The organism is Cellulosimicrobium sp. So1_17, assembly GCF_055181235.1.
The window spans coordinates 434,839-460,493 of sequence record NZ_CM143702.1; the positions used below are offsets into that span (position 1 = coordinate 434,839).

The following is a 25,655-nucleotide window of genomic DNA, read 5'->3' on the forward strand; positions in this document are numbered from 1 at the left end:
CTCACCCGACCTGCTCGGCGAGCCCGACGATGATGCCGCTCGGCCCGCGCAGGTAGCAGAGCAGGTACGCGTCGTACCGCACGATCTCGCCGAGCAGCTCGGCACCGTGGCCGCGCAGTCGCTGCACCGTGCCGTCGATGTCGTCGACGGCGAACATCACGCGGTGCAGGCCGAGCGTGTTCGGCGGTGCGTCGCGCAGACCCCGGTCCACCAGCACCGGTGAGTGGTAGGTGGTGAGCTCGAGGCGACCGGCGCCGTCGGGCACGCGCATCATCGCGATCTCGGAGCGCATCCCGTCGAGCCCGACGACGCGCTCCGCGCGCCGGTCCTCGATCGGCATCCTGCCCTCGAGCTCCATCCCGAGCTCGGTGAAGAACTCGACCGCCGCGTCGAGGTCGTCGACGACGACGGCGACGTTGTCCAACCTCTGGATCGTCATCCTGCGAGCCTAGGATCCGTACGGCCGCGCGGCGACCGGCCGGCTCTCAGGTCCCAGGACGAGCACCGAACGGTCCGTGGTCGATCCGGTCCTGGACGAACCGGTCGAGGTCGACCATGCGCGACGTCGAGGGTGCGAGACTGTCACGAGGGCGGCCGCGCGGGCGGCACGGCACCGCGCAGCCCCACGCACGAGCACGGAGGAACACCGATGGCGCACCCGCGCATCTTCGCGATGAGCTTTGCCAGTATCTACCCGCTCTACGTGACCAAGGTGGAACGCAAGGGAAGGTCCAGGGACGAGCTGGACCAGGTCATCACGTGGCTCACGGGCTACGACGAGGCGGGCCTGCAGAAGGTGATCGCCGACGAGATCGACCTCGAGACGTTCTTCGAGCAGGCACCCGCGATGAACCCGAACGCGCCGCTCATCACCGGCGTGATCTGCGGCTACCGCGTCGAGGACATCGAGGACCCGCTCATGCAGAAGATCCGCTGGATGGACAAGCTCGTCGACGAGGTCGCGCGCGGCAAGAAGATGACGTCGATCCTCCGAGGCGAGCCGGCCCCGGCACCGTAGGGCAGGCCGTGCGGCGGTCGGGACCGTCGGTCCCGTTCCCGGCGGTCCGCTCGACGGCTCAGACGCCGCGGCCGGGCTTGCTCATGTCGCCCGTCCCGGGCGTCCCGTCGGCGAGCCCGTACCGCATGAGCACCGTGCCCGTCGGGCTGGACGCCGCGGGCTCGAGGAGCGTGAGGTTCGTGGGGACGGCTCCGCCGTCGAACACGGTCTTCCCGACGCCGAGGACGATCGGGTGCACCCACAGGTCGAGGCGGTCGAACAGCTTCTCGCGCAGGAGGGACTGCACCAGGTTCAGGCTGCCGACGACCTTGACGTGCTCGTGCCGGTCGCGGACCTCGCGCACCGCCGTCGCCAGGTCGGGTCCGAGCTGCGTCGACCCGGCCCAGGGCAGGTCGGGCGTTCCGCGCGAGGCGACGTACTTGGGGATGCGGTTGAAGAGCGTCGCGAAGCCGCCGTCCGGGCCGTCCTCCTGGTGCGGCCAGTAGGACGCGAAGATGTCGTACGTCCGCCGGCCGAGCAGCAGCGCGTCCGTGCCCTCGTACGCGGCGTCGATCTGCGCACCGGCGACGTCGTCGAGCAGCGGCGCCTGCCAGCCGCCGAAGGGGAACGCGTTCTCGGGGTCCTCCTCCGGCCCGCCGGGCGCCTGCCCGACGAGGTCGAGGGTCGTGAACAGCTCGATCTCGATGAGTCCCATGGTCGTCTCCAGGTCGCTCGCCGTCTCGGTCCCCGGGGTAGACCGCGCGGCGCCGGGGAAGTCATCGATCACGAGGAGCGGGCCACGCCCCTCTGCGAGCCGCCGTGCCGACGTGGCGCATCCCACAGCGCCCGGTTGGAACGGCGGGAAACCGCCGAGCGTCCTACGCTCGGGGACGCGGGAGTGGACGGCACCAGCCGTCGGCCCCCGCCCGGCGCGGTCGCGCTGCCGCACCGGCGGTCAGGCGCCCCCCGGTCGTCTCGTCGCTGAGCCGGGCGCTCGTGCGTCCGGCCGTCTGGAGCTCGTGTGTCAGGTAACGCCACCGCCAGGTTCACCAACGTCGCGCTGCTGTCCGTCACCAGCCGGCTTCCCGCCGGCGTGCGGACGTCCGCCGAGGTGCAGGAGCGTCTCGCCCCCGCGCTGCGGCGGCTGCGTCTGCCGTCCACGCTGCTGCAACGCGTGGCAGGCGTGCGCGAGCGGCGCACCTGGACCGCCGAGGAGGACGTCGACGACGCGACGGTCGCCGCGGGGCAGGAGGCGCTCCGCGCCGCCGGGGTGGACCCGAGCGACGTCGGGCTCCTGATCAACACGTCGGTCACGCGCAAGCATCTCGAGCCGTCGGTCGCGGTGCGGCTGCACCACGGGCTCGACCTGCCGTCGTCCGCCACCAACTTCGACGTCGCCAACGCGTGCCTCGGCTTCATCAACGGCATGAGCCTCGCCGCGGGCATGATCGAGTCCGGGCAGATCCGCTACGCGGTCGTCGTGGACGGCGAGGACGCGGACGTCATCCACGACCGCACGATCGAGCGGCTGCTGCGCGAGGACCGCGACCGCGACGACTTCATGCAGGAGTTCGCCTCGCTCACGCTCGGATCCGGCTCGGCCGCCGCCGTGCTGGGCCGCGCGGACGAGCACCCGCGTGCCCACCGCGTGCGCGGCGGCGTCACCCGCGCGGCCACCCGGTTCCACGACCTGTGCGTGGGCAGCACCGACGGCATGTTCACCGATGCCCAGGCGCTGCTCGAGGGCGGCCTCGAGCTCGTCGTGGACGCCTGGAAGGACGCCGTCGCCGACTGGGACTGGTCCTCCATGGACCGGTACATCACGCACCAGGTCTCGCGCGTGCACACCGACGCGATCGTCGAGGCGGTGGGCCTGGACCGCTCCCGCGTGCCCACCACCTACGAGCGGCTCGGCAACGTGGGGCCGGCGTCCGTGCCGATCACGCTCGCCGAGGAGCAGGGCACGCTCAGCGCCGGCGACCGCGTGCTGCTCATGGGCGTGGGCTCCGGCATCAACACGGCGATGCTGGAGCTGGCCTGGTGACAGGGCCCGCCTCCACGCCCGCGGCCGACCCCCTTCTCCGCCCCGCTCGCACCGTCCCGCCCGGGCTGCCCGGCCTGGACCCGCGGTACAGCCACGTGCTGCGCGACGCCCGGGGCGCGACCTGGCACTACCTCGACACGGGCCCCGAGCTCGAGCGGAGCGGTCTCGCGCCCGTCGGCACGGTGCTCGCCGTGCACGGCAACCCCACGTGGTCCTACCTGTGGCGGCGGCTCGTGACCGGCTCCGTCGCCGCCGCCCGGGGCGGCGGTGCAGCGTGGCGCGTCGTCGCCGTCGACCAGCTCGAGATGGGGTTCTCCGCCCGCACCGGCGAGCACCGCCCGCTCGCCCGGCGCGTCGCCGACCTGGGTGCCTTCACGGACGCCCTCGGCCTCGCCGGGCCCGTCGTCACCCTCGGCCACGACTGGGGCGGCGTCGTCTCCCTCGGCTGGGCCGTCGACCACCCCGACCTCCTCGCCGGCGTCGCGCTGCTCAACACGGCCGTGCACCAGCCCGACGGCGCGGCGCTGCCCGCGCCGCTGCGCCTCGCGCTCGCCGGGCCCGTGCACCGGCTCGGCACCCGCACGACGACCGCCTTCCTCGACACGACGCTCGCCCTGGCGCGCCCGCCCCTGCCTGCCGACGTCGCGGGCGCCTACCGGCTGCCCTACCGCGCCGCGCACGACCGCGACGGGATCGAGGGCTTCGTCGCCGACATCCCCGTGGACGCCGCGCACCCCAGCGCGCCCGAGCTCGACCGCGTCGCCGCCGGCGTCGCGAGGCTCCGCGTGCCCGCCGTGCTGCTGTGGGGACCGCACGACCCGGTGTTCTCCGACCGCTACCTCGACGACCTCGTGCGCCGGCTGCCGCACGCGCACGTGCACCGGTTCGCGGACGCCGGCCATCTCGTCGCCGAGGACGCGGACTGGACGCCTGCTGTTCTCGGGTGGCTCGGGGGCGAGGTGCTGTCCGAGGCCGCTGCCGGGACCACCGGCGCCGACGGGGGAGCAGCCTCGCCGTTCGTGCCGCTGTGGGCGGGGCTGGACGCGAGGGCGGGGGACGACGCGCCCGCGGTGCTGGACATGGCGGTGACCGATGCCGGCGGGTCCGCCCGGGCCGTGAGCTGGCGGGCGCTGCACCGGCAGGTGCAGCGGGTGGCCGCGGGGCTGCACGCGATCGGGGTGCGCCAGGGCGACCGGGTGTCGCTGCTGGTGGAACCGGGGCCCACGCTGACCGCGCTGGTCTACGCGTGCTTGCGGATCGGGGCGGTCGTGGTGGTCGCCGACGCCGGTCTGGGCGTCCGCGGGCTCACGCGCGCCCAGCGCGGGGCGTGGCCGCGGTTCGTCGTCGCGCAGACCAAGGGTCTGGCCGCGGCGCGCGCGCTCGGCTGGCCCGGCGTGCGGATCTCGGCCGACCCGCTCGCGCCCGCGGTCCGGCGGGCGCTGGGCGTGGCGCACGAGCTCGTCGACGTCGCGCGCGCCGGGGAGGGCATCGCGCTGCCGTCCGAGCCCCGCCCCGACGACGAGGCCGCCGTGCTGTTCACGTCCGGGTCCACGGGCCCGGCCAAGGGCGTCGTGTACTCGCACGCCCGCCTCTCCGCGTTGCGGGACACGCTCGCCGAGCACTTCGACGTCGGCCCGGACACCGGGCTCGTCACGGGCTTCGCCCCGTTCGCGCTGCTCGGGCCGGCGCTCGGCACCCGGTCGGTGACGCCGCGCATGGACGTCTCCTCGCCGCGCACGCTCACCGCCCGGGCCGTCGCCGACGCCGTGCGCGCGTCGGACGCGCGCATCGTGTTCCTCTCGCCCGCCGCGATCCTCAACGTGGTCGCGACCGCCGACGCGCTCGACACCGCCGACCGCGCCGCCCTCGTGCGCGTGCGCACGTTCCTCTCCACGGGCGCGCCGATCTCGGCCGAGCTGCTCGGCTCGGCCGCCGGGCTCATGCCCGCGGCCACCGCGCACACCCCGTACGGGATGACGGAGTGCCTGCTGGTCACGGACGTCACGCTCGACGGCATCCGTGACGCTGCCGCGGCCCCCGACGCGGGCGTGTGCGTCGGCCTCCCCTTGCCCGGGGCGGAGGTGCTCGTCAGCGCGCTCGACGACGACGGCGCCGCGACCGGCGCGCCGTCGGCGGCACCCGGCGTGCTCGGCGAGGTCCTCGTGCGGGCCGGGCACCTCAAGGAGCGCTACGACCGGCTGTGGCTCACCGACCTGGCCGCCGAGCGCGACACCCCGCGCGGGCGCTGGCACCGCACGGGCGACGTCGGACACCTCGACGCGCAGGGCCGCCTGTGGATCGAGGGGCGGCTCGGGCACGTGCTCCGCACCTCCGACGGCCCGCTGGCGCCCGTGGGGCCGGAGCAGCACGTCGAGCGGGTGGCGCAGGTGCGGCGGGCCGCCGTCGTCGGCGTCGGGCCCGCGGGCCTGCAGCAGGCGGTCGCCGTGGTCGAGACCGTGCCCGGCGCCCGGCGCCCCGGGCTGGCGCCCGGGGCGCTGACCGCCGCCGTGCGCGCCGTGTCGCCCGTGCCGCTCGCGGCCGTGCTCGTGGTGCCGCGCATGCCCACCGACGTGCGGCACAACTCCAAGATCGACCGGACGCGCCTCGCCGCCTGGGCGGACCGCGTCCTCGCCGGCGGGCGGGTGGGGCGCCCGTGACCGTGCTCGTGACCGGGGCGTCGGGGCTTCTCGGAGGCGCCGTCGCCCGCGCGCTCGTGGCCCGCGGCGACGAGGTCCGTACGCTCCAGCGCCGCTCCTCCGGTGTGCCGGGCGTCCAGGACGTCCAGGGGTCCGTGACCGACCCGGCGGCAGTCGCGCGCGCCGTCGAGGGCGCCGACGCGGTCGTGCACCTCGCGGCCAAGGTGTCGCTCGCAGGCGATCCCGCGGAGTTCCACGCCGTGAACGTCGAGGGCACCCGCGCGCTCCTCGACGCGGCCGAGCGCGCCGGGGTCGAGCGGTTCGTGCAGGTGTCCTCGCCGTCCGTGGCCCACCTGGGCTCGTCCCTGGTCGGGGCGGGCACGACGCCGGCCGACCCCCGGCACGCGCGTGGCGAGTACGCGCGCACCAAGGCGGCGGCCGAGGTGCTCGCCCTGGGCCGCGACCGCCGTCGGCAGCCGGACGGGTCGGGCGGGACCGGGCCGAGCGTCGTCGCCGTGCGCCCGCACATCGTGTGGGGGCCGGGCGACACCCAGCTGGTCGAGCGGGTGCTCGAGCGGGCGGCGGGCGGGCGCCTGCCGCTGCTGGGTCACGGCGCGGCGCTCATCGACACGCTCTACGTGGACAACGCCGCGGACGGCATCCTCGCGGCGCTCGACCGCGCCCACGACGTGCACGGGCGCGCATACGTGCTGACCAACGGCGAGCCGCGCACCGTCGCCGACCTGCTCGCGGGCATCTGCCGCGCGGGTGGCGTCGAGCCACCGCGGTGGCGCGTGCCGGCCGGGGTCGCGCGGGCCGCGGGCAGCCTCGTCGAGGCCGTCTGGCGCGTGCGCCCGGGCACCGACGAGCCGCCGATGACGCGCTTCCTCGCCGAGCAGCTGTCGACCGCGCACTGGTTCGACCAGCGCGCCACGCGCCGCGACCTGCGCTGGCGCCCCGCCGTGGGCGTCGACGAAGGGCTGCGGCGCCTGGCCGCGCACTACGGCGGCACGACCTCCTGACGCCGGTCCGTGGTGCCCGTCGCCCGGTTGCTCACACGGAGTAGTACTTGGCCTCGGGGTGGTGCAGGACGAAAGCGTCGGTGGACTGCTCGGGGTGGAGCTGGAGCTCCGCCGACAGCTCGACGCCGACGCGCTCGGGGCGCAGAAGCTCGACGACCTTCGTGCGGTCCTCCATGTCCGGGCACGCGGGGTACCCGAGCGAGAAGCGCGCGCCGCGGTACTCGAGCTTGAACATGTCCTCGACCGCGCTCGGGTCCTCGTCGGCGAAGCCCAGCTCCGACCGCACCCGCGCGTGCCACATCTCGGCGAGCGCCTCGGTGAGCTGCACCGACAGCCCGTGCAGCTCCATGTACTCGCGGTAGTGGTTGCCGGCGAAGAGCGTGGCGGTGTGCTGGTCGACCGACGCGCCCATCGTCACGAGCTGCACGGGCAGCACGTCGTACCGGCCGGTCTCCTCGACCCACGACCGCGGCTTGACGAAGTCGGCGAGGCACAGGTGCCGGTCGCGCCGCTGCCGGGGGAACGTGAAGCGCAGGCGCTCGGTCCCCGGCTCGCCGCCTGACCCGCCGTCCGGCGCGCCGATCCCCGCGAGCCCGGCGCCGTGGTGCGCCACGACGACGTCGTCGCCCTCCGACCACACGGGGAAGTACCCGTAGACGACCGCCGGGTCGACCATGCCCTCGGTGCGGATCCGGTCGAGCCACGCGTTGAGCCGCGGCCGGCCCTCGGTCTCGACGAGCTCCTCGTACGACGCGCCGTCGTCCCCACGACCGGGCTTGAGGCCCCACTGGCCCATGAACGTCGCGCGCTCGTCGAGGAACGCCGCGTAGTCCGCGAGGCGCACGCCCTTGACCAGGCGCGTGCCCCAGAAGGGAGGGGTCGGGACCGGGTTGTCCGCCGCGACGTCGGACCGCGCGGGCAGGTCCTCGGGCGCGGTCTCGGTCACGGTGACCACGGCGTGCCGGCGCTTCTTCAGCGCGGGCAGGCCCACGGTGTCGGGCGACTCGCCGCGCGCGACGCGCACGAGCGGCTCCATGAGCCGCAGCCCCTCGAACGCGTCGCGCGCGTACCGCACGACGCCGGGGAACTGGCCCGCGAGGTCGTCCTCGACGTACGTCCGCGTGAGTGCCGCGCCGCCGAGCAGCACCGGCCACCGCTCCGCGAGCCCGCGCGACGCGAGCTCCGCGAGGTTCTCCTTCATGACGACCGTCGACTTCACGAGGAGCCCCGACATGCCGATGACGTCGGCGTCGTGCTGCTCGGCCGCCTCGATCATCGCCGAGATCGGCTGCTTGATGCCGATGTTGACGACCGTGTAGCCGTTGTTCGTGAGGATGATGTCGACGAGGTTCTTGCCGATGTCGTGCACGTCGCCGCGCACGGTCGCGAGCACGATCGTGCCCTTGCTCCCCGTGTCGCCCTCGACGCGCTCCATGTGCGGCTCGAGGTGCGCGACGGCCGTCTTCATCACCTCGGCCGACTGCAGCACGAACGGGAGCTGCATCTCGCCGCGCCCGAACAGGTCGCCGACGACCTTCATGCCCTCGAGCAGGTGGTCGTTGACGATCTCGAGCGCCTTCATGCCGTCGGCCAGGGCGGTGTCGAGGTCGTCCTCGAGGCCCTTGCGCGCGCCGTCGACGATGCGCCGCTCGAGGCGCTCGCCGACGGGCAGCGCGGCGAGCTCGGCCGCACGCTGGTCCTTGAGCGCGGCCGAGTCCACGCCCTCGAAGAGGTCGAGCAGCACGGCCAGCGGGTCGTGCACGAGGTTGCCCTCGTCGTCGTACCGGCGCCGGTCCCACACGAGGTCGAGTGCGGCCTCGCGCTGCTCGTCAGGGATCTGCGCGAGCGGGAGGATCTTCGCCGCGTGCACGATCGCGGAGTCCAGGCCCGCCTCGACGGCCTCGTGGAGGAACACCGAGTTGAGCACGGTGCGCGCGGCCGGGTTGAGCCCGAACGACACGTTCGACACCCCGAGCGTCGTGTGGATGCCGGGGAAGCGGCGCGTGATCTCCCGGATCGCCTCGATCGTCTCGATCGCGTCGCGTCGTGTCTCCTCCTGCCCGGTCGCGATGGGGAACGTCAGGGCGTCGACGATGATGTCGTCGACGCGCAGGCCCCAGTCGCGCGTGAGCGTCTCCACGAGGCGCGTCGCGATCGCGACCTTCGTCTCGGTGGTCCGCGCCTGGCCCTCCTCGTCGATCGTCAGCGCGACGACCGCCGCGCCGTGCTCCACGACGTGCGGCATGACCCGCGCGAACCGCGACGTCGGGCCGTCGCCGTCCTCGAAGTTCACCGAGTTCACGACGGCGCGCCCGCCGACGAGCTCGAGTCCGGCCGCGATGACCTCCGGCTCGGTCGAGTCGACGACGAGCGGCAGCGTCGACGCGCTCGCGAGGCGCGAGACCACCTCGCGCACGTCCGCGACGCCGTCACGGCCCACGTAGTCGATGCACACGTCGAGCAGGTGGGCGCCGTCACGCGTCTGCGCGCGCGCGATCTCGACGCACTCCTCCCAGTTCTCCGCGAGCATCGCCTCGCGGAACGCCTTGGAGCCGTTCGCGTTCGTCCGCTCGCCGATCGCGAGGAACGACGCGTCCTGGTGCAGGTCCGTGTGCGAGTACAGGCTCGCGACGCCGTTCTCGCGCTGCGGGTGCCGCTCGGCCACCGGTCGCGCCCGCACGGCCTCGACCACGCGGCGCAGGTGCTCGGGCGTCGTCCCGCAGCAGCCGCCGACGAGCCCGAGCCCGAACTCCTGCACGAACTGCGTGTGCGCGGCGGCGAGCTCGTCGGGCGTCAGCGGGTACGACGCGCCGTCGGGCCCGAGCACCGGAAGGCCCGCGTTGGGCATGCACGTGACGGGGATCTCCGCGTGGCGCGACAGGTGGCGCAGGTGCTCGCTCATCTCCGCGGGACCGGTGGCGCAGTTGAGCCCGATCGCGTCGACCTTCAGGGCCTGCAGCGTGGTGAGCGCCGCGCCGATCTCCGAGCCCATGAGCATGGTGCCCGTGGTCTCCACCGTCACCTGGGCGATGACCGGGACCGATCGCCCCACGTCGCGCATTGCGGCCCGCGACCCGTTCACGGCGGCCTTGGTCTGCAGCAGGTCCTGGCTCGTCTCGACCAAGATGGCATCCGCGCCACCCTCCAGCAGCCCCGCGGCCTGCTCCGCGAACGTGTCGCGCAGGTGCGCGTACGTGGTGTGGCCGAGGCTGGGGAGCTTGGTCCCGGGGCCCATCGAGCCGAGCACCCAGCGCGGGTGGTCGGGGGTCGTGAAGGCGTCGGCGCGCTCGCGCGCGATGCGCGCACCCGCGGCCGCGAGCTCGCGGATGCGGTGGTCGATGTCGTAGTCCGAGAGGTTGGACCAGTTCGCGCCGAACGTGTTGGTCTCGATCGCGTCGACGCCGACCTCGAGGTACGCGTCGTGCACGGAGCCGATGATGTCGGGTCGCGACACGTTGAGGATCTCGTTGCAGCCCTCGAGCCCCTCGTAGTCCTCGAGGCTCGGGTCCTGCGCCTGGATCATCGTGCCCATCGCGCCGTCGGCGACGACGACGCGTGTGCGCAGCGCCTCGGCAAAGGCCTGGGAGCGGGCGTCGGCGATCTCCTGGACGGCTGCAGTCGGCATGGGGGAAGCCTAGACGCCGGTGGCGACGGCCCGGAGGGACGTCTCACTCGTGATGCTCGGCGGCGCGGACGCCCGAGAAATACGCGTGCCCGACGGCGACCGCTCGCATAGCGTGGTCCGCATGCCCTCCAGCCCGGTCACGACCGCGACGACCGCCGCGCCGCTCGCTCCCATCGCGCAGCGCGCCGCGGCGCCCGAGACCCTCCCGCCCGTGACCGCGGGCGACCTGACGTGGCGCCCCGCCGTCGCGGCCGACGCCCCCGCCCTGCTCACGCTGAAGAACGAGATCGCCACGACCGACGCCGAGCCGTTCCGCGAGACGCTCGCCGAGGTCGAGGAGCTGTTCACCGCGCCGTGGCGCGCGTTCGAGACGGACTCGCTCGTCGGTGTCGACGCCGACGGCACGCTGCGCGCGTACGCCCTCGTCGACACCCACCCCGGCGACACGAACACCCTGCGTGCCTTCCTGTGGGGCGGCGTCCACGCGTCCCACCGGGGCCGCGGCGTCGGGCGTGAGGTGCTCGCCTGGTCGGTCGCGCGAGCGCGTCAGGTGCTCGCGGCGAGCGGCAAGGAGATCCCGGCCCGCCTCGCGCTCTACGGGGAGGACACCGACCCGCCGTCGAAGGCGCGTCTCTACGAGCGGTTCGGCTTCGAGGCCCGCCGCTTCTACTCGGACCTGCGCCGTGATCTCGTCGCACCGGTCCCGGGGGTCCCTCTCGACGGCGCGCTGCGCGTCGTGCCCTGGTCCGAGGAGCTCGACGAGGCGACGCGCCTCGCGCACAACGACGCCTTCCGCGACCACTGGGGGAGCGAGCCGCGCACGCCCGAGGCCTGGACGCACGGCCGCAGCGAGTTCGCGCCGCAGTGGTCCTTCCTCGTGGTCGACGACGCCCCGGACGTCGACGCTCTCCTGGCCGACCCGCACACGGACCCGGAGACCGCGGCGACGCTGCGGGCCGGCGAGCCGCTCGTCGTCGGCTACGAGATGGCCGGGCGCTACGACGAGGACTTCCCGGTCCGCGGCTACACGTTCGGCTACACCGAGCTCCTCGGGGTGCGCCGCGCGTACCGCGGGCGCAAGGTCGCCGTCGCGGCGCTCGCGGCCGCGATGCGGGCGATGGCGGCGGACGGGATGCAGTACGCGAGCCTCGACGTCGACACCGAGAACCCGTCCGGCGCCCACGGGCTGTACGCGAGCCTCGGCTACGAGAAGGTCAGCGGCTCGCGGATGTACTCGATCGAGCTCTGATCTCGCTGCGGAGCGTCAGAGCGACGGGGCGTCGAGCGCGTTGCAGTCCTGGAGCGTGCCGCCGTCGTAGCCGATCGTGAACCAGCGCTGGCGCTGCTCGCTCGACCCGTGCGTCCACGCCTCCGGGTTCACCTGGCCGGTCGCGGACTCCTGGATGCGGTCGTCGCCGACGGCGGACGCGGCGGACAGCGCGTCGCGCAGCTGCTGCTCCGTGACGGGCTCGAGGAACGTCACGCCGGTGTCCGGGTCGACCGTCGTCGCGGCGTGCCCGGCCCACATGCCCGCGAGGCAGTCGGCCATGAGCTCGATCCGCACCGCGTCGGACTCCGGGCCGGTGCCGCTGCGGTCGGCCGCCTCCATCGCCCCGATCTGCTGCTCGATGTGGTGCCCGAACTCGTGGGCGACGACGTACATGCGCGCGAGGCCGCCGTCGTTCGCGCCGAAGCGCGACGTGAGGTCGTCGTAGAAGCCCACGTCGATGTACACCGTGCGGTCGCTCGGGCAGTAGAACGGCCCGACGGCGCTCGTCGCGGCGCCGCAGCCGGTCGACACCTGGCCGGTGAAGCTCACGACCTCGGGGAGCTCGTACCGGACGCCGGACTGGGCGGGGAGCGCCTCGTCCCAGTACGCGTCGAGCGCCTGCGCGGTCGCGCTGAGCTCGCACTCGAGGTCGGTGTTGGCCTGCTCGGCGGTGCAGTCGCCGACGGCCTGCGCCTGCCCCTCGCCGAGCGCGTCCGACCCGCTGCCGTCCTCGCCGGTCAAGCCGCTGAGGTCGATGCCCGTCTGGCCGCTGAAGAACGCGACGGCGAGCGCGACGAGCACGGCACCGATCCCGCCGCCCGCGATCATCGGTCCGCGACCCCGGCCACCGCCCTTGCGCACGCGGCCACCCTCGAACGAGCCACCCTCCTGGAACGTCACGAGCACAAGGTACCTCCGAGCCGGTCACCAGGCCCCCGGGCGGGCGGTCCGGTGAACGGGCCGTCCGGCCCGTAGAATCGACCCGGCCCTCCGCGGGCCGGTCCCGCCTGCGACGGCCCTGCGACAGCCCTGGGCCCGTCCGAGGCCGAGGCGACCGGCCGCCGTCGGGCACCACGAACCACCCGAGAGGACCCTCCCGTGATCACCGCCCACGGCGTCGAGCTGCGTGTCGGCGCCCGTGTCCTGCTGCACGAGGCCACGTTCCAGATCGCCTCCGGCGACCGGATCGGCCTCGTCGGTCGCAACGGCGCCGGCAAGACCACCCTGACCAAGACCCTCGCGGGAGAGACCCAGCCGACGGCGGGGAAGATCACGCGCGGCGGCGACATCGGCTACCTCCCGCAGGACCCGCGCACGGGCGACCTCGCCGTCGTCGCGCTGGACCGCGTGCTCTCGGCCCGCAACCTCGACTCGATCGTCCGTCAGATGCGCGAGACGGAGGGCGCCATGGCGAGCGCCGACGTCGAGACGCACGAGGCGGCGATGGAGCGCTACCCGCGGCTCGAGGCGCGCTTCCAGGCCGCGGGCGGTTACGCCGCGGAGAGCGAGGCGCACCGGATCACGAGCAACCTCGGTCTCGACGACCGCGTGCTCGCCCAGCCGCTCAACACGCTCTCGGGTGGCCAGCGCCGCCGCATCGAGCTCGCGCGCATCCTGTTCTCCGGGGTCGAGACCCTGCTCCTCGACGAGCCGACGAACCACCTCGACGCCGACTCGATCATCTGGCTGCGCGACTACCTCAAGGGGTACTCCGGCGGCTTCGTCGTGATCTCCCACGACACCGAGCTGCTGCGTGCGACCGTGAACAAGGTGTTCCACCTGGACGCCAACCGCGGCGAGCTCGACCAGTACAACCTCGGCTGGGACGCGTACCTCGCGCAGCGCGAGTCGGACGAGCGCCGCCGTCGCCGGGAGCGGCAGAACGCCGAGAAGAAGGCTGGGGTGCTGCAGGCCCAGGGCGAGAAGATGCGCGCCAAGGCGAGCAAGGCCGTCGCGGCGCAGAACATGATGCGGCGGGCGGAGAAGCTGCTGGCCGGCATCGAGGGCGAGCGCCAGTCGGACAAGGTCGCGAAGCTCCGCTTCCCGAAGCCGGCCCCGTGCGGGCGCACGCCCCTCACCGCGTCCGGCCTGTCCAAGGCGTACGGGTCGCAGGAGGTCTTCGCGGGCGTCGACCTCGCGATCGACCGGGGCAGCCGCGTCGTCGTGCTCGGGCTCAACGGCGCCGGCAAGACGACGCTCCTGCGGATCCTCGGCGGCGTCGAGAAGCCGGACACGGGGGAGGTGCACCCCGGCCACGGCCTGAAGATCGGCTACTACGCCCAGGAGCACGACACGCTCGACATGGACGTGACCGTCGTGGAGAACCTTCGCCATGCCGCGCCGGACCTCTCCGACACCGAGGTGCGCTCGACGCTCGGGTCGTTCCTGTTCTCGGGCGACGACGCGGACAAGCCGACCAACGTGCTCTCCGGCGGCGAGAAGACGCGCCTCGCGCTCGCGACGCTCGTCGTGTCCTCGGCGAACGTCCTGCTGCTCGACGAGCCGACGAACAACCTCGACCCCGCGTCGCGCGCCGAGATCCTCGGCGCCCTGAAGACCTACGAGGGCGCGGTCGTCATGGTGACGCACGACGACGGCGCGGTCGAGGCCCTCGAGCCCGAGCGCGTGCTCCTGCTGCCCGACGGCGACGAGGACCTCTGGAACGACGGCTACGCGGAGCTGGTCTCGCTCGCCTGACGCGCGGCGTCGAGCTGTGCGTCGACGAGCGCGTCCTCCTCGTCCTCCGCGGTGGGGCGTCGGGTGCGGGCGTCGCGGCGGGCGCGCGCGGCGCCGGGGTCGTCGGCGGCGAGGAGGTCGCCCGCGGTGAGCGTGGTGTCCTCGCCGCGCGCGTCGCGCCGGTCCCGGCGCACGAGCAGCCAGAACCCGGCGACGGCACCGAGCGCGAACACGGCCCACTGGAACGCGTAGGACAGGTGCGACCCGGGGTCGGTGTCGGGCTTCGGCAGGGTCTCGAGCGGGTCGGCGGCCGCCGGTTCCTCGGACCGCAGCTGCCCGTAGGCGCCGACGGTCCGGCCGTCGGCCCACGCGGCGCCGTCCGGTCCGGCGGCGAGCACCTGGTCGGTGGAGATCGCCTGCACCTGGGCGTCGGGCGCGTCCCGGCCCGACGGCGGCTCGTCGGCCCGCAGCGTGACGGTCGCCTCGACCTCGCCCTCCGGCGGGGCGGGCAGGTCGCCGGGGGTCACGGCGTCGGTGCCGAGCGGCACGAAGCCGCGGTCCACGACGACGACGAGCCCGTCGGGCGCGCCCGGGCCCGGCGCGGTGACGAACGGCACGAGGACGTGGAAGCCCGGGCTCCCGCCGACGGGGCGGTTGCGCAGGAGCACGGTCGCGTCGGCCTCGTACCGGCCCTCGAGCGTCACGGGCCGCCACACGTCGGCGCCGTCGAGCACGGCACCCGGCGACGGCAGGACGTCGGCCACGGGGACGGGGTCCGAGACGTAGTTCGCCTCGATCTGCTGGATCTCTGCGTCGCGCGCGACGTACCGGTTCCACTGCCAGCGCCCTGCGACGAGGCACAGCGCGACGAGCACGACCACACCGACGGCGAGGGTCACCCACTGACGCGGCGTGCGGGGCTGGTGCGCGTTCGCGGTGGCGCGCTGCGGCGTCGGGCCCAGGGCGGTCGAGGGAGCGCCCGGCCCGGGAGGTGCTGCCGTCACGGTGCCGACCGGCGCTCGAGGTCGTCGACGGGCACGGTCGACCGCCAGAACGAGCGCGCGCCGAGGAACGTCTCGAGGTGCTCACGGTGGGCGTCGCACGCGAGCCAGACCTTGCGCCGCTCGGGCGTGTGGATCTTGGGGTTGTTCCACAGGAGGCCCCACGCAGCGCCCTCGCGGCAGCCCTTCGCGCTGCACACCAGCTCCTCGTCGCCGACCGGGTCGGCGAGGCCCAGGACGTCCGTCATCGAGGGCCTCCGGACGTCGGTCCGGGGCCGAGGCCGTGACCGCCGGGCACGTCGCCGGGCGGCAGGGCGCGGTGCTCCATCGGGGAGGTGTCGTAGTGCACCTGGTCGCGCCCAGCGTTCGCACCGAGAACCGCCACGTACGGCAGCACGACGGCCGCGACCGCGAGGATCAGGGTGAGCCACGGCAGCGTGTTCCACACGGCGATCGCCGCGACGAAGCACACGATGCGGATCCCCATCTGCACGAGGTACCGGCGCGTGCGGCGCGCCTGGTCCTCGGCCAGCGGCTGAGGGGCGGCCGTGATGCTGGGGACGGGCTCCGAGGGCCGCCCGCCCGCACGTCGTGTGCTCACCCCACCAGTCTACGTTTGTGCGGACCCCACAAAGCGCGCGGCGGCGACGTATGACGGTCCGCGCGCGCACCCGCTCCGGCTCACGGGGTAGGTTCGGTGCGGTGCCGAGCGCCTGCCGACGCGGGCGCGCACCTCCCCGCCGTCGCCACCGAGGAGACCCACGTGTCCGAAGTCACCAACCCCGCCCCGCGCACCGTCGTCGTCACCGGCGCCGCGCGCGGGATCGGCCGTGCCATCGCCGAGCGGTTCGTGGCCGACGGCGACCGGGTCGCCACCGTGTACCGCGGCGGGGACCTGCCGGAGGGCGTCTTCGGCGCGGTCGCCGACATCACCGACACGGCCGCGGTCGACGCCGCCTTCACCGAGATCGAGAACGAGCTCGGGCCCGTCGAGGTGCTCGTCGCCAACGCCGGCGTGACGCGCGACCAGCTCCTGCTGCGCATGACGGACGAGGACTTCGAGTCCGTCGTCGACGTCAACCTCACCGGGACCTTCCGCTGCGTGCGGCGCGTGACGAAGGGCATGATCAGGCAGCGCCGCGGGCGCATCGTCCTCGTGTCGTCCGTCATCGGGCTCTACGGCGGCGCGGGCCAGGTCAACTACGCGGCGTCGAAGTCTGCGCTCGTCGGCATGGCGCGCTCCATCACGCGCGAGCTCGGGTCGCGCGGCATCACGGCGAACGTCGTCGCGCCGGGCTTCATCGACACCGCGATGACCGCCGAGCTGCCGGAGGAGCGCCAGGCCGCCTACAAGGCGGCGATCCCGGCAGGCCGGTTCGCGCAGCCCGAGGAGGTCGCGGGCGTCGTCCGGTTCCTCGCGTCCGCCGACGCCGCGTACGTCTCCGGGGCCGTGATCCCCGTGGACGGCGGCCTTGGCATGGGCCACTGACGCCTCGCACCTCCGCACCCCCGGGCGTCCCACGCCGCCCGGATCCCGCTCTCTTTCAGTACGCTCGCCCCAGCGCGCCCGTCCACCGGGCGCACGACGGAAGGAAACCGATGGGTCTGCTCGACGGCAAGAAGCTCCTGGTGACGGGGGTCCTCACGGACTCCTCGATCGCGTTCCACGCGGCGCGGCTCGCCCAGGAGGAGGGAGCAGAGGTCGTGCTCTCCTCGTTCGGCCGCCAGATGAAGCTCACGCAGGCGTTCGCCAAGCGGCTCCCCGCCGAGGCACCCGTCGTCCAGCTCGACGTCACCGACCAGTCCGACCTCGACGGCCTCGCCGACGCGGTCCGCGAGCACGTGGAGGTGCTCGACGGCGTCGTGCACTCGATCGGCTTCGCCCCCCAGTCCGTCATGGGCGGCAACTTCCTCTCGGCCTCCTGGGAGGACGTCGCGACCGCGCTGCAGGTCTCCACGTTCTCCTACAAGTCGCTCGCGACGGCTGCCAAGCCGCTCATGACGAACGGCGGGGCGCTCGTCGGCCTCACGTTCGACGCGCAGTTCGCCTGGCCGGTCTACGACTGGATGGGCGTCGCGAAGGCCGGGCTGGAGTCCGCCAACCGCTACCTCGCGCGCGACCTCGGCCCCGACGGCATCCGCGCGAACCTCGTGTCCGCGGGCCCGATCCGCACGACGGCCGCCAAGTCGATCCCCGGCTTCGCGACGATGGAGGACGCCTGGCCGACGCGTGCCCCTCTCGGCTGGGACCAGACCACCGCCGAGCCGGCTGCGCGTGCCGTCGTCGCCCTCCTCTCCGACTGGTTCCCGGCGACGACCGGTGAGATCGTGCACGTCGACGGCGGCGTGCACGCCATGGGTCAGTGAGGCAGGTGGCGCAGGTGGCCGAGGAGATCGGGACGGGCGGCGCACGGCGCCTCGTCCTCCTGCGCCACGCGAAGGCCGAGCGGGCAGGAGCCGTCGACGACGTCCTGCGACCGCTCCGGCTCGACGGTCGCCGTCAGGCGGGACGGGTCGGCGTCGCCCTGCGCGAGAGCGACCTCGTGCCCGACCGCGTCCTGTGCTCGTCGGCGCTCCGCACGCGCCAGACGTGGGACCTCCTCGCGTCGCACCTCGGCGACGTCGAGCCGGACGTGACGATCACCGACACGCTGTACGCGGCAGACGTCGCGGACGTCCTCAACCTCCTCGGGCAGACCGACGCGCGCGTGCGGACGCTGCTCGTCGTCGGCCACGAACCGACGATGGCCGCCACGGCCACGCACCTCGCGGATCCTGCGTCGGACGGCGGAGCGCTCGCCCAGGTGCGCGTCGGCGTGCCGACCGCGACCTACAGCGTCCTCGAGTCCGACGCCGCGTGGGAGGACTGGGGACCGCGCGGGGCGCTCCTCACCTACGTGGGTCGACCCACGGCCTGAACGTCGCGGCGGGCCGGTACCGGGACCCGGTGCCGGCCCGCCGCCGTTCCTGCGCGACCTGCGCGACGGCTCAGCGGCGTCCGGCCGCCGCGTCCGCGCGGTCGACGACGTCCAGCACGGCGTCGAGCCGGGGTCCGTCCACGCTGAAGGGCGCCTGCTCGCGCACGACGGGCTTGGCCGCGAACGCGATCCCGACACCGGCCGCCGCGATCATGTCCAGGTCGTTCGCGCCGTCCCCGACGGCGATCGTGTCCGCGACCGGGACGCCGGTGCGCGCCGCGAGGTCGAGCAGCGTCGCGGCCTTCGCGGCCCGGTCGATGACGGGCCCCACCGTGCGGCCGGTCAGCCGGCCGTCCGCGACCTCGAGCCGGTTGGCGCGGAACAGCGTGATGCCGAGCTCCGCGGCGAGGTGCGCCACGATCTCCTCGAACCCGCCGGACACCAGCCCGACCTCCCACCCGCGGCGGCGTGCCTCGGCCACCAGCTCCGCGGCGCCCGGCGTGAGGGTGGCGCGTCCCCGCACGTCCGCGAACGCCTCGACAGGGACGCCCTCGAGCGTCGCGACGCGCTCGCGCAGCGAGGCGGCGAAGTCGATCTCGCCGCGCATGGCGCGCTCGGTGACTGCCGCGACCTGCTCCCGGGTCCCGGCGTGGTCCGCGAGGAGCTCGATGACCTCCTGCTCGATGAGCGTCGAGTCGACGTCCATCACGAGCAGCCGGGCGGGGCGGGTGCTCGTCACGGCGCGTCCGTCCTGGTGCTGGGGCTGATCCAGTGCGGTAGGTGCGGTCACTCGACGACCGTCCCCTTGGGGACCACGGTGATGCCGGACTCCGTGACCGTGAAGCCGCGCGCGCGGTCCTGCTCCGGGTCGAGCCCGATGCGTGCCTGCTCCTGGATCACGACGTTCTTGTCGATGATGGCGCGGTGCACCTGCGCGTGACGGTGCACCTGGACGCCGTCCATGAGGACCGAGTCCGAGACCGACGACCACGAGTGCAGGTACGTGCCGGGCGACAGGACCGAGCCGACCGCCGTCGCGCCCGAGATGATGACACCGGGGGAGACGAGCGAGTCCGCCGCGTGGCCGAGGCGACCCCGACCGGCGTGCACGAACTTCGCGGGCGGCAGGCCGACGTAGCCCGTGTGCAGGGGCCACTCCTCGTTGTACAGGTTGAAGACCGGTGTGACCGCGATGAGGTCCTTGTTCGCGTCGTAGTACGAGTCGATGGTCCCCACGTCGCGCCAGTAGTCGCGGTCCCGGTCGGTCGAGCCGGGGACGTCGTTGCGGATGAAGTCGTAGACCGCCGCCGTCCCCTTCTCCACGAACGCCGGGACGATGTCGCCGCCCATGTCGTGCCGCGAGCCTGCGTTCGCGGCGTCGGACGTCACCGACTCGACGAGCGCGTCCGTGTCGATGACGTAGTTGCCCATCGACGCGAGGATCTCCTGGGGGGAGTCCGGCAGCCCGACCGGGTCCGTCGGCTTCTCCCGGAAGGCCGCGATCTTCGTCGGGTCCTTCGCGTCCGTCTCGATGACGCCGAACTGGTCGGCCATGCCGATCGGCTGCCGGATGCCGGCGACCGTGAGCTGGGCGCCCGAGGCGACGTGCGCGTCGACCATCTGGGAGAAGTCCATGCGGTAGACGTGGTCGGCGCCGACCACGACCACGATGTCGGGGCGCTCGTCGTCGATGATGTTGAGGCACTGGTAGATCGCGTCCGCGCTGCCGAGGTACCAGTGCTTGCCGACACGCTGCTGCGCGGGGACCGGGGCCACGTAGTTGCCCAGCAGGGCCGACATGCGCCACGTCTTCGTGATGTGCCGGTCCAGGCTGTGCGACTTGTACTGCGTGAGCACGACGATCTTCAGGTAGTGCGAGTTCACGAGGTTCGACAGGGCGAAGTCCACCAGCCGGTAGATGCCGCCGAACGGCACGGCAGGCTTGGCCCGGGACTCCGTGAGGGGCATGAGGCGCTTGCCCTCGCCCCCGGCGAGGACGATGGCGAGAACTCGGGGTGCGGCGGCCATGCCCAGACCGTAGTCCCTCGGGACGGGGCCTCGCAGCCGGGAGCCGGATCCTGGTCCCGGTCCGGCCGTGGGCGTCCCGTGGCGCCCGCGGCGTCGTGCACTAGCGTGTGGCGCGTGAGAGTCGACCTGCTGACCCGCGAGTACCCGCCGCACGTGTACGGCGGTGCCGGCGTGCACGTCGCCGAGCTGTCCGCCGTCCTGCGCCGCCACGTCGACGTGCGCGTGCGCTGCTTCGACGGGCCGCGCTCCGAGGAGGACGTCACGGGCTACTCCGTGCCGGGCGTCCTGTCCGGGGCCAACCCGGCGCTCGGCACGTTCGGCGTCGACCTCGCGATGGCGGGTGACGTCGCCGGCGCCGACCTCGTGCACTCGCACACCTGGTACGCCAACCTCGCCGGGCACCTCGCGGGGCTCCTGCACGGCGTGCCGCACGTGCTGTCCGCGCACTCGCTCGAACCGCTGCGCCCGTGGAAGGCCGAGCAGCTCGGCGGCGGGTACGCGCTGTCGTCGTGGGCGGAGCGCACGGCCTACGAGGGCGCCGCCGGGGTGATCGCGGTCTCGGCCGGCATGCGGGACGACATCCTGCGGGTGTACCCGCAGGTCGATCCCGCGAAGGTCCACGTCGTCCACAACGGCATCGACCTCGAGGGGTGGCGCCGGCCCGAGGGCGACGCCGCCCGCGTGGTCGCGGACCGCGTCGTGCGGGACCTGGGCATCGACCCGGACCGGCCTGCCGTCGTCTTCGTCGGGCGGATCACGCGGCAGAAGGGCTTGCCGTACCTGCTCCGCGCGGCGCGCGAGCTGCCCCCCGAGGTCCAGCTCGTGCTGTGCGCGGGCGCCCCCGACACCCCGGAGATCGCCGCCGAGGTCAGCGGCGCCGTCGAGGTGCTGCAGGCCGAGCGCACGGGCGTCGTGTGGATCGAGCAGATGCTGCCGCGCGCAGAGCTCGTCGCCGTCCTCGCCGCGTCGACGGTCTTCGTCTGCCCGTCGGTCTACGAGCCCCTGGGCATCGTCAACCTCGAGGCGATGGCGGTCGGCCTCCCTGTGGTGGGGACGGCGACCGGCGGCATCCCCGAGGTCGTCGACGACGGCGTGACGGGCCTCCTCGTCCCGATCGACCAGTCGGACGACGGTACCGGCACCCCGCTCGACCCCGACCGCTTCGTCGCCGACCTCGCCGACGCCCTCACGCAGCTCGCCACCGGCCCCGCGCGCGCCGCCGAGATGGGCCGCGCCGCGCGCACGCGCGTCGAGGAGCACTTCGCGTGGGACGCGATCGGCGAGCGCACGCTCGAGGTCTACCGGACGGTGCTGGGTCAGTCCTGACGCGCGCGTCTCCCGCGGGTGCGTGGGGCGGGGTCGGGCTGGGTGGCCGGGGCGGGTCACGTGCTCGGGCTGCCGCGCCGTCACCTCGGCCCGTCGGCTCGCCTTCTGGGAGCGCGGCTCTGACGCCCTTCGCACGTCACCCGCCCCGGCCGCCGTGGTCTCGCCTCGGCCGGTTCTCGCCAGAGTCGCGCGCATCGGCGTGCCGAACCGGCTGACGCGCCGACAAGCGGCCACGTCCTCGCCTGGGCGGACCGCGACGGGACGGTGACGGTCAGGACGAGCGGTGGGGTGGGACCGTGTGCGAAGGGCGTAGAAGCGCGCGCGAGAACGTGACCTCGCAGGTCGAGGTGACGGCGCGCCAGCCCGAGCGCACGGTCTCACCCCACCGCGGCCGTGACCGCCACGTGACCAGCCGGACGCGCCGCGCCGAGACCGGACGGGCTCAGGGGTGGGGCTGGCCGGTCGTGTCGTCGCCGACCCAGAGCGTCGCGGCGCCGATCGCGCGGCGGGACGCGCGGTCGACCTCACGGAGCGCCGTCGAGCGCTGGTCCGCCTGCCAGAGGTTGACCGCGCCGCCGTCGTCGGCCGCCGCGAGGTCGACGATCGCGCGCAGCCGCACGGCCTGCTCGAGGACGCGTACCGCGCGAGCGTCGAGGGCTGCCGGGAGCTGCCACGAGGGGGCGCCGCCGGAGCGCAGGCCGGCGATGGCGTCGGCCGCGTCCTCGCGCCAGCGCGCGACGTCGAGCGCGTCGAGCGCCTGCGTCGCGACGAGGAGGGCCGTCCGCAGCTCGTGCTCGGCCTCGCCCAGCGTCCCGGTGGCGCCGAGCACGCGGGTGGTCCACGGCGCGACGGCCGTCACCTGCCACGTCACGAGGTGGCCGGGTTCGAGGTCGCTGCCGAACTCGCTGACCTCCGGCGCGAGCGCCCACGACCCCGCGGACGTCGTGACGAGGACGCACTCGCCGGCGTCGGTGGCCGCGGCGGCGACCTCGGGCGGGACGCCCGTCACGTCCCCCGGGACGGGCGCGAGCGCGACGACGGCGCTCGCGCCGCCCGACCACGCGCCGACGAGGTCGGCCAGCCGGACGTCGCCCAGCGCGCCGGAGGCGACGTGCGGCTCGTCGTCCCGCTCGACGGCGTGCACGGCGCGCGCGAGGGCCTCGTCGTCGGCGGGAGCGCGGTGCGCGGCCCGCAGCCACAGCGCGAGCAGTGCGCTGCGGGGCAGCGCGCCGGGCGCGGACGCCGAGGCCGCCCCGGGCCTGCTGGACGAATGGGAATCCACGTCGGCCAACCTATAGGGTCGGTGACCATGAGCGCGGTTCTCGACCTGCAGGGCGTCACGGTCCGACGTGGCACCACGACCATCCTCGACGCGGTGGACTGGCAGGTGAACGAGGGCGAGCGCTGGGTGATCCTGGGCCGCAACGGCGCCGGCAAGACGACCATGCTGCAGATCGCCTCGGCGCGCATGCACCCCACGTCGGGGTCGGCGGAGGTGCTGGGGGAGCGCCTGGGGCGCGTGGACGTGTTCGAGCTGCGTCCGCGCATCGGGCTGGCCTCGGCGGCGCTCGCCGAGCGCATCCCCGGCGACGAGACGGTGCGCGACGTCGTGCTCACCGCCGCGTACGGAGTGACCGGGCGGTGGCGCGAGAGCTACGAGGACTTCGACACCGAGCGCGCGGACGACCTGCTGCGCGCGTTCGGGGTGGACGGCCTGGCGGACCGCACGTTCGGGACGTTGTCGGAGGGCGAGCGCAAGCGGACGCAGATCGCCCGCGCGCTCATGACCGACCCCGAGATCCTCCTGCTCGACGAGCCCGCCGCCGGTCTGGACCTCGGCGGTCGTGAGGAGCTGGTCGGGGCGCTCTCGGAGCTGGCCGGGGACCCGGCGTCGCCCGTCCTCGTGCTGGTCACGCACCACGTCGAGGAGATCCCGCCGGGCTTCACGCACCTCATGCTGCTGCGCGACGGCGCGGTCCACCGGGCAGGACCGATCGGTGAGGTCCTCACGGCCGAGAACCTCAGCGAGGCCTTCGGGATCCCGCTGGTCGTGGCGCACGGCGGCGGGCGCTGGATGGCGCGCGCGGCTCGGCCCTGACCAGGTCGGACGGGCGCGGGGCAGCGACTCGCCTCCGCCCGACGACGCGTGCATCCAGCCCGATAGTTCGGTAAAGTACTCGTAAAGACCGCACGGACGATCGGGGGTCGAGATGGACTGGCTGTGGTGGGTCGGGGGCGCGCTCGTGTTCGCGCTGATCGAGATCATCTCGCTCGACCTGGTGCTCATCATGTTCGCCGGCGGCGCGCTCGCCGCGGCCGGCGTGAACGCGGCGGGCGGACCGCTGTGGCTCCAGATCCTCACGTTCGCCGTCGTGAGCGTGATCCTCCTCCTCACGCTGCGGCCGTGGCTGCTGCGCGGCCTGCGGGACCGCGTTCCCCTCGCCGAGACGAACGTCGCCGCGCACGTCGGGCGGGCCGCGCTCGTCGTCGACCAGGTCACCGAGGTCGGCGGCCGGGTCAAGCTCGTCGGCGAGGTGTGGACCGCGCGCACGGAGCCCGACGCCGCGGCGATCCCCGCGGGAACCGACGTGCGCGTCCTGCGCATCGACGGCGCGACCGCCGTCGTCGCACCGCTGCCGGCGGAGCACCCTCGAGGAGCCTGATCAGACCGAGACGTCCCCACGGCACACCACCCAGGCCCGGCCGGGCCGGGGCAGACGACCAGGAGGCAGCCGATGACCGACCCCAGCCCCGGAACGATCCTCGCGTACATCGTCCTCGCGCTCGTCCTGATCTTCGTGATCGTCGCGCTCGCCAAGGCGGTGCGCATCGTCCCGCAGGCCGTCGCGCTCATCGTCGAGCGGCTCGGGCGCTACTCGCGCACCCTCGAGCCCGGCCTGCACCTGCTCGTCCCGTTCGTCGACAGGGTCCGCGCGTCCGTCGACCTGCGCGAGCAGGTCGTGTCGTTCCCGCCGCAGCCGGTCATCACGTCGGACAACCTCGTGGTGAGCATCGACACCGTCATCTACTTCCAGGTCACGGACCCGAAGTCCGCGGTGTACGAGATCGCGAACTACATCACGGCGATCGAACAGCTCACCGTCACCACGCTGCGCAACGTCATCGGGTCGATGGACCTCGAGCAGACGCTCACGAGCCGTGACCAGATCAACGGCCAGCTGCGCGGCGTGCTCGACGACGCCACCGGGCGGTGGGGCATCCGCGTGAACCGCGTCGAGCTGAAGTCGATCGACCCGCCGGCGAGCGTGCAGGGGTCGATGGAGCAGCAGATGCGGGCCGAGCGCGACCGTCGTGCCGCGATCCTCACGGCGGAGGGCTTCAAGCAGTCCCAGATCCTCACGGCCGAGGGCGAGAAGCAGGCCGCGATCCTGCGCGCCGAGGGTGACGCGCAGGCGAAGATCCTCACAGCGGAGGGCGAGGCGCGCGCGATCCTCCAGGTGTTCGACGCGATCCACGAGGGCGACGCCGACCCCAAGCTCCTCGCGTACCAGTACCTGCAGATGCTGCCGCAGATCGCCAACGGCACGGCGAGCAAGCTGTGGGTCGTGCCGACCGAGTTCACGGCGGCGCTCGGCTCGATCGCCAAGGGCTTCGGCGGCGTGCCCGGCATCGACGGCGGGGGAGTGCCGGGCCCGACGCCCGCGGAGGACGCGGAGGCGGCGGAGGCCAGCGCCGAGGCGCGGCGCGAGCGCGACCGCGACCGCGTGAGGTTCGGGACGCCGTCGCTCACCGATCCCGCGGAGGCGCTCGCCGAGGCACGTCGCCAGGCGGAGGCCGCGACGGCCGACGCCACGAGCTCGGGCACGCGGTCCGGGCTGCCCTTCGACCCGATGACGGAGCGCGGGCAGCATCCCGGGGGAATGCACCGAGGGACGCCGTCCGAGCCGGGTTCCGCGGCCCCTCGGCCCCTCGGTGGTGCCGCACCCTACGCCCCGCCGCCTCCGCCGTCCGTCGAGGACGAGCCGCCGGCCGACGAGCCGCCCACGGCCGGCCCGCCGCCGTCGTACCCGCCGACCCGCTGAGCCCGGACGCGCCCAGGAGGCCCCGCACCCGACCGGGTGCGGGGCCTCGTGCGTCCGGGTTCGCCGAGG

23 protein-coding genes are annotated in these 25,655 nt (G+C 74.1%); 13 read left to right on the plus strand and 10 right to left on the minus strand.

Annotated elements, in window-relative coordinates:
• Position 1: 1 nt before the first annotated feature.
• On the minus strand, positions 2-439 hold the full coding sequence (locus ACZCLJ_RS01940) for a VOC family protein (RefSeq protein WP_463105286.1): 438 nt from the start codon (positions 437-439) through the stop codon (positions 2-4).
• 210 nt (positions 440-649) lie between these two features.
• Here ACZCLJ_RS01940 and ACZCLJ_RS01945 point away from each other — a divergent pair, with 210 nt between their 5' ends.
• The gene (locus ACZCLJ_RS01945; RefSeq protein WP_251151449.1) at positions 650-1,018 is read left to right on the plus strand and encodes a DUF2200 domain-containing protein; all 369 of its coding nucleotides are present in this window, start codon (positions 650-652) and stop codon (positions 1,016-1,018) included.
• Positions 1,019-1,076: 58 nt separating this feature from the next.
• Here the strand turns inward: ACZCLJ_RS01945 and ACZCLJ_RS01950 are convergent, their stop codons facing one another.
• Positions 1,077-1,712 carry a dihydrofolate reductase family protein gene (locus ACZCLJ_RS01950; protein WP_251151448.1) on the minus strand — a complete coding sequence of 212 codons (636 nt, stop codon included), beginning with the start codon at positions 1,710-1,712 and terminating at the stop codon, positions 1,077-1,079.
• Between the two features lie 306 nt (positions 1,713-2,018).
• Between ACZCLJ_RS01950 and ACZCLJ_RS01955 the strand changes: the two genes are divergently transcribed.
• From ACZCLJ_RS01955 to ACZCLJ_RS01965, 3 genes are read left to right on the plus strand one after another with little or no spacing between them, the layout of a single operon-like run.
• Positions 2,019-3,041, plus strand: coding sequence for a 3-oxoacyl-ACP synthase III (locus ACZCLJ_RS01955; RefSeq protein WP_251151447.1), 1,023 nt, complete (start codon positions 2,019-2,021; stop codon positions 3,039-3,041).
• The gene (locus ACZCLJ_RS01960) at positions 3,038-5,698 is read left to right on the plus strand and encodes an alpha/beta fold hydrolase (RefSeq protein ID WP_251151446.1); all 2,661 of its coding nucleotides are present in this window, start codon (positions 3,038-3,040) and stop codon (positions 5,696-5,698) included. Before ACZCLJ_RS01955 ends, ACZCLJ_RS01960 begins: the two co-directional genes overlap by 4 nt.
• On the plus strand, positions 5,695-6,699 hold the full coding sequence (locus tag ACZCLJ_RS01965) for an NAD-dependent epimerase/dehydratase family protein (protein ID WP_251151445.1): 1,005 nt from the start codon (positions 5,695-5,697) through the stop codon (positions 6,697-6,699). The genes ACZCLJ_RS01960 and ACZCLJ_RS01965 overlap by 4 nt, the downstream gene beginning before the upstream one ends.
• Before the next feature lie 31 nt (positions 6,700-6,730).
• Here the strand turns inward: ACZCLJ_RS01965 and metH are convergent, their stop codons facing one another.
• On the minus strand, positions 6,731-10,324 hold the full coding sequence (metH, locus tag ACZCLJ_RS01970; protein WP_463105287.1) for a methionine synthase: 3,594 nt from the start codon (positions 10,322-10,324) through the stop codon (positions 6,731-6,733).
• Positions 10,325-10,445: 121 nt separating this feature from the next.
• On the opposite strand from metH, the gene ACZCLJ_RS01975 reads away from it, so the two are divergent.
• Complete coding sequence (locus tag ACZCLJ_RS01975; protein WP_463105288.1) at positions 10,446-11,573, plus strand: N-acetyltransferase family protein; 1,128 nt, start codon at positions 10,446-10,448, stop codon at positions 11,571-11,573.
• A 15-nt stretch (positions 11,574-11,588) separates the two neighbouring features.
• On the opposite strand, the gene ypfJ is transcribed toward ACZCLJ_RS01975, so the two are convergent.
• Complete coding sequence (gene ypfJ / locus ACZCLJ_RS01980) at positions 11,589-12,494, minus strand: KPN_02809 family neutral zinc metallopeptidase (RefSeq protein WP_251151442.1); 906 nt, start codon at positions 12,492-12,494, stop codon at positions 11,589-11,591.
• Between the two features lie 198 nt (positions 12,495-12,692).
• On the opposite strand from ypfJ, the gene ACZCLJ_RS01985 reads away from it, so the two are divergent.
• Entirely contained in the window at positions 12,693-14,291 is a 1,599-nt protein-coding gene (locus tag ACZCLJ_RS01985) for an ABC-F family ATP-binding cassette domain-containing protein (protein WP_251151441.1), read from the plus strand.
• On the opposite strand, the gene ACZCLJ_RS01990 is transcribed toward ACZCLJ_RS01985, so the two are convergent.
• From ACZCLJ_RS01990 to ACZCLJ_RS02000, 3 genes are read right to left on the minus strand one after another with little or no spacing between them, the layout of a single operon-like run.
• Entirely contained in the window at positions 14,264-15,274 is a 1,011-nt protein-coding gene (locus tag ACZCLJ_RS01990) for an SURF1 family cytochrome oxidase biogenesis protein (RefSeq protein ID WP_251151440.1), read from the minus strand. The genes ACZCLJ_RS01985 and ACZCLJ_RS01990 overlap by 28 nt on opposite strands.
• Positions 15,271-15,519: a hypothetical protein gene (locus tag ACZCLJ_RS01995; protein WP_251151439.1), complete on the minus strand. Its 249-nt coding sequence runs from the start codon at positions 15,517-15,519 to the stop codon at positions 15,271-15,273. Before ACZCLJ_RS01995 ends, ACZCLJ_RS01990 begins: the two co-directional genes overlap by 4 nt.
• Positions 15,516-15,872, minus strand: a complete 357-nt coding sequence (locus ACZCLJ_RS02000; protein WP_251151438.1) for a DUF3099 domain-containing protein — start codon at positions 15,870-15,872, stop codon at positions 15,516-15,518. The genes ACZCLJ_RS01995 and ACZCLJ_RS02000 overlap by 4 nt, the downstream gene beginning before the upstream one ends.
• A 162-nt stretch (positions 15,873-16,034) precedes the next feature.
• On the opposite strand from ACZCLJ_RS02000, the gene fabG reads away from it, so the two are divergent.
• The 3 genes from fabG to ACZCLJ_RS02015 all read left to right on the plus strand — a co-directional run bounded on the left by fabG (position 16,035) and on the right by ACZCLJ_RS02015 (position 18,189).
• Positions 16,035-16,760 (plus strand): 3-oxoacyl-ACP reductase FabG, encoded by a 726-nt coding sequence (gene fabG / locus ACZCLJ_RS02005; RefSeq protein ID WP_251151437.1) that lies wholly within the window; start codon positions 16,035-16,037, stop codon positions 16,758-16,760.
• Positions 16,761-16,870: 110 nt separating this feature from the next.
• Entirely contained in the window at positions 16,871-17,638 is a 768-nt protein-coding gene (gene fabI, locus ACZCLJ_RS02010; protein ID WP_251151436.1) for an enoyl-ACP reductase FabI, read from the plus strand.
• Positions 17,639-17,652: 14 nt separating this feature from the next.
• Positions 17,653-18,189 (plus strand): SixA phosphatase family protein, encoded by a 537-nt coding sequence (locus ACZCLJ_RS02015; protein WP_463105289.1) that lies wholly within the window; start codon positions 17,653-17,655, stop codon positions 18,187-18,189.
• Between the two features lie 70 nt (positions 18,190-18,259).
• Here the strand turns inward: ACZCLJ_RS02015 and serB are convergent, their stop codons facing one another.
• Together serB and glgC are read right to left on the minus strand one after the other, a co-directional pair.
• Positions 18,260-18,928: a phosphoserine phosphatase SerB gene (gene serB, locus ACZCLJ_RS02020; RefSeq protein WP_285821118.1), complete on the minus strand. Its 669-nt coding sequence runs from the start codon at positions 18,926-18,928 to the stop codon at positions 18,260-18,262.
• 47 nt (positions 18,929-18,975) lie between these two features.
• Positions 18,976-20,217 carry a glucose-1-phosphate adenylyltransferase gene (glgC, locus tag ACZCLJ_RS02025; RefSeq protein ID WP_251151434.1) on the minus strand — a complete coding sequence of 414 codons (1,242 nt, stop codon included), beginning with the start codon at positions 20,215-20,217 and terminating at the stop codon, positions 18,976-18,978.
• 114 nt (positions 20,218-20,331) lie between these two features.
• On the opposite strand from glgC, the gene glgA reads away from it, so the two are divergent.
• Positions 20,332-21,543 carry a glycogen synthase gene (glgA, locus tag ACZCLJ_RS02030; protein ID WP_251151433.1) on the plus strand — a complete coding sequence of 404 codons (1,212 nt, stop codon included), beginning with the start codon at positions 20,332-20,334 and terminating at the stop codon, positions 21,541-21,543.
• 442 nt (positions 21,544-21,985) lie between these two features.
• Here glgA and ACZCLJ_RS02035 read toward each other — a convergent pair whose 3' ends face one another.
• Positions 21,986-22,825: a hypothetical protein gene (locus tag ACZCLJ_RS02035; protein WP_251151432.1), complete on the minus strand. Its 840-nt coding sequence runs from the start codon at positions 22,823-22,825 to the stop codon at positions 21,986-21,988.
• A 27-nt stretch (positions 22,826-22,852) separates the two neighbouring features.
• Here ACZCLJ_RS02035 and ACZCLJ_RS02040 point away from each other — a divergent pair, with 27 nt between their 5' ends.
• From ACZCLJ_RS02040 to ACZCLJ_RS02050, 3 genes are all read left to right on the plus strand, one after another.
• Positions 22,853-23,641: an ABC transporter ATP-binding protein gene (locus tag ACZCLJ_RS02040; RefSeq protein ID WP_251151431.1), complete on the plus strand. Its 789-nt coding sequence runs from the start codon at positions 22,853-22,855 to the stop codon at positions 23,639-23,641.
• A gap of 112 nt (positions 23,642-23,753) precedes the next feature.
• Entirely contained in the window at positions 23,754-24,206 is a 453-nt protein-coding gene (locus ACZCLJ_RS02045; protein WP_251151430.1) for an NfeD family protein, read from the plus strand.
• Positions 24,207-24,278: 72 nt separating this feature from the next.
• Entirely contained in the window at positions 24,279-25,586 is a 1,308-nt protein-coding gene (locus ACZCLJ_RS02050; protein WP_463105290.1) for an SPFH domain-containing protein, read from the plus strand.
• Positions 25,587-25,655 lie beyond the last annotated feature (69 nt).

Coding starts and splice junctions, on each gene's coding strand:
- ACZCLJ_RS01940 (WP_463105286.1), bottom strand. CDS start 439: ATGACGATCCAGAGGTTGGACAACGTCGCCGTCGTCGTCGACGACCTC.
- ACZCLJ_RS01945 (WP_251151449.1), top strand. CDS start 650: ATGGCGCACCCGCGCATCTTCGCGATGAGCTTTGCCAGTATCTACCCG.
- ACZCLJ_RS01950 (WP_251151448.1), bottom strand. CDS start 1,712: ATGGGACTCATCGAGATCGAGCTGTTCACGACCCTCGACCTCGTCGGG.
- metH (WP_463105287.1), bottom strand. CDS start 10,324: ATGCCGACTGCAGCCGTCCAGGAGATCGCCGACGCCCGCTCCCAGGCC.
- ACZCLJ_RS01975 (WP_463105288.1), top strand. CDS start 10,446: ATGCCCTCCAGCCCGGTCACGACCGCGACGACCGCCGCGCCGCTCGCT.
- ACZCLJ_RS01995 (WP_251151439.1), bottom strand. CDS start 15,519: ATGACGGACGTCCTGGGCCTCGCCGACCCGGTCGGCGACGAGGAGCTG.
- fabI (WP_251151436.1), top strand. CDS start 16,871: ATGGGTCTGCTCGACGGCAAGAAGCTCCTGGTGACGGGGGTCCTCACG.
- glgC (WP_251151434.1), bottom strand. CDS start 20,217: ATGGCCGCCGCACCCCGAGTTCTCGCCATCGTCCTCGCCGGGGGCGAG.
- ACZCLJ_RS02040 (WP_251151431.1), top strand. CDS start 22,853: ATGAGCGCGGTTCTCGACCTGCAGGGCGTCACGGTCCGACGTGGCACC.
- ACZCLJ_RS02045 (WP_251151430.1), top strand. CDS start 23,754: ATGGACTGGCTGTGGTGGGTCGGGGGCGCGCTCGTGTTCGCGCTGATC.
- ACZCLJ_RS02050 (WP_463105290.1), top strand. CDS start 24,279: ATGACCGACCCCAGCCCCGGAACGATCCTCGCGTACATCGTCCTCGCG.